This is a genomic window from Synechococcus sp. H55.11 (genome assembly GCF_047462475.1).
Classification (GTDB): domain Bacteria; phylum Cyanobacteriota; class Cyanobacteriia; order Thermostichales; family Thermostichaceae; genus Thermostichus.
Genome location: NZ_JANSJI010000086.1, coordinates 1 through 1,957 on the forward strand (window position 1 = coordinate 1; position 1,957 = coordinate 1,957).

Sequence of the window (1,957 nt, forward strand, 5' to 3'; positions counted from 1 at the left end):
GCCGAATACACCACCTAAAGGAGGGATCCCATTATGACCACCGAATCGAACGCGAATAACGACTTTTCCAGCGAAGCCCAGGCCGCTCTGGCCAAGGAGGCGGGGCTTTCTCTCTCCGGCTGGCAGCAAGAGGTGAGTCGCGGCTTAGAGTTTGGCCTAGAAGCGGCAGCCAGTATCGGCGATCGCTCGATCCCCACCTTTTCCCGGGGCGAATTGCCCCACTATGCCGGCATCAATACCTTTCTCAAGGCTCCATACCTGGAGGATGTGCGCAAGGTTGGGGAATACGATGTGGCGGTGGTGGGCGTACCCCACGATTCCGGCACCACCTATCGGCCCGGCACCCGCTTTGGCCCGCAGGGGATCCGGCGCATTTCCGCTTTATACACACCCTATAACTTTGAGTTTGGCGTCGATTTGCGGGAGCAGATCACCCTCTGCGATGTCGGGGATATTTTTACGATCCCGGCCAACAACGAAAAATCCTTCGACCAAATCTCCAAAGGGGTAGCTCATATTTTCGGGTCTGGGGCTTTTCCCGTTATCCTGGGCGGAGATCACTCGATTGGCTTTCCCACAGTGCGCGGCATCTGTCGGCACCTGGGGGACAAAAAAATGGGCATCATCCACTTCGACCGCCACGTGGACACCCAAGAAACCGACTTGGATGAGCGCATGCACACCTGTCCTTGGTTTCATGCCACAAATATCCGCAATGCGCCTGCCCACAACCTCGTGCAACTGGGCATTGGCGGCTGGCAAGTGCCCCGGCAAGGGGTGAAGGTCTGCCGGGAGCGGGCCACTCATATCCTTACCGTTACCGATATCACCGAAATGGGCTTGGATGCAGCCGCCGATTTTGCCCTCGAAAAAGCCCTAGACGGCACCGATTGCGTGTACATCAGCTTCGATATCGACTGCATCGATGCCGGCTTTGTGCCGGGTACCGGCTGGCCGGAACCCGGTGGGCTGCTGCCGCGGGAGGCCCTTTACTTGCTCAAGCGCATTGTCCGGGAAGCACCCGTCTGTGGCCTAGAAGTGGTGGAAGTTTCTCCCCCTTACGATATCAGCGACATCACAGCCCTGATGGCCACCCGAGTGATTTGCGATACGCTGGCCCACTTGGTGGTATCCGGACAACTGCCGCGCCGGGAAAAGCCCGCCTACATCCACCCGGAGGCGACACCGGAAATGGTCGGCGACTGGAGGTAGGGGATGCATGAAACCGACATGACGCGCGCCTTGATCCAAACGCTGCGCGACTGGTGGCAAAGTCAGCCCGGGCAGCCCCAGATCGCCCGGGTGCATCTGGTGGTGGGACAGTTTACCTGCGTGGAGCCGGCCAGCCTGCAATTTGCCTATGCTGCCCAAACCCAGGGCACTTTCCTGCAGGGATCCCAGTTAATCATCCGGGAAACACCGCTGATTGCTTATTGCCATCCCTGTGGCCAAGAGTACAAGCCAGAAATGGGCCGTCGCTACGCTTGCCCCCACTGTGGATCCCCGATGGAAGAGATTCGCTCGGGGCGAGAGCTGAAGATCGACCACATCGAATGTTTAATCGACTCTGACCCAGCAGCGTGACCAGAAGTCGCCTAGGCCGATGCAAGGCTCAATCCCAGGAGGACAGCCGCTCCCAAACTCAGGATCACCATCAAGCCGGCGGGCATAACCTTTCGGGTTTTGCGATAGCGCAGGGCGAAGACGACAGATCCCAACACCGTTGTCCCCAAGCCTAGGCCCAGCCCCCAGCGGGGATCCACCCCCAGCAGCCAGTGGCTCACTCCACTGAGTACAGCCCCAACCAGTCCCGCGATGAAAGACTTAGAGCTTTTGCCTTTCACGTAGCCAATTACTCCGCCCACTAGAAGCAGTGCTCCATAGACCAGCAAGGTGATTTGCGCGGTCAGCATGATTGGGAAAGCCTTGTCCTCTCTCGGTTTAGCTTAATCGGCGG

Annotated in this window: 3 protein-coding genes; 2 read left to right on the forward strand and 1 reads right to left on the reverse strand. The window is 58.6% G+C overall.

Annotation, left to right across the window (positions count from 1 at the left end):
* Positions 1 to 33: 33 nt before the first annotated feature.
* Positions 34 to 1,212: an agmatinase gene (gene speB / locus NW853_RS03970; RefSeq protein ID WP_414347891.1), complete on the forward strand. Its 1,179-nt coding sequence runs from the start codon at positions 34 to 36 to the stop codon at positions 1,210 to 1,212.
* A 3-nt stretch (positions 1,213 to 1,215) separates the two neighbouring features.
* A complete protein-coding gene (gene hypA / locus NW853_RS03975; RefSeq protein ID WP_414347894.1) occupies positions 1,216 to 1,584 on the forward strand; it encodes a hydrogenase maturation nickel metallochaperone HypA in 369 nt (122 codons plus the stop codon).
* An 11-nt stretch (positions 1,585 to 1,595) separates the two neighbouring features.
* Here the strand turns inward: hypA and NW853_RS03980 are convergent, their stop codons facing one another.
* Positions 1,596 to 1,913: a TMEM14 family protein gene (locus NW853_RS03980; protein ID WP_414347896.1), complete on the reverse strand. Its 318-nt coding sequence runs from the start codon at positions 1,911 to 1,913 to the stop codon at positions 1,596 to 1,598.
* Between the last annotated feature and the right edge of the window lie 44 nt (positions 1,914 to 1,957).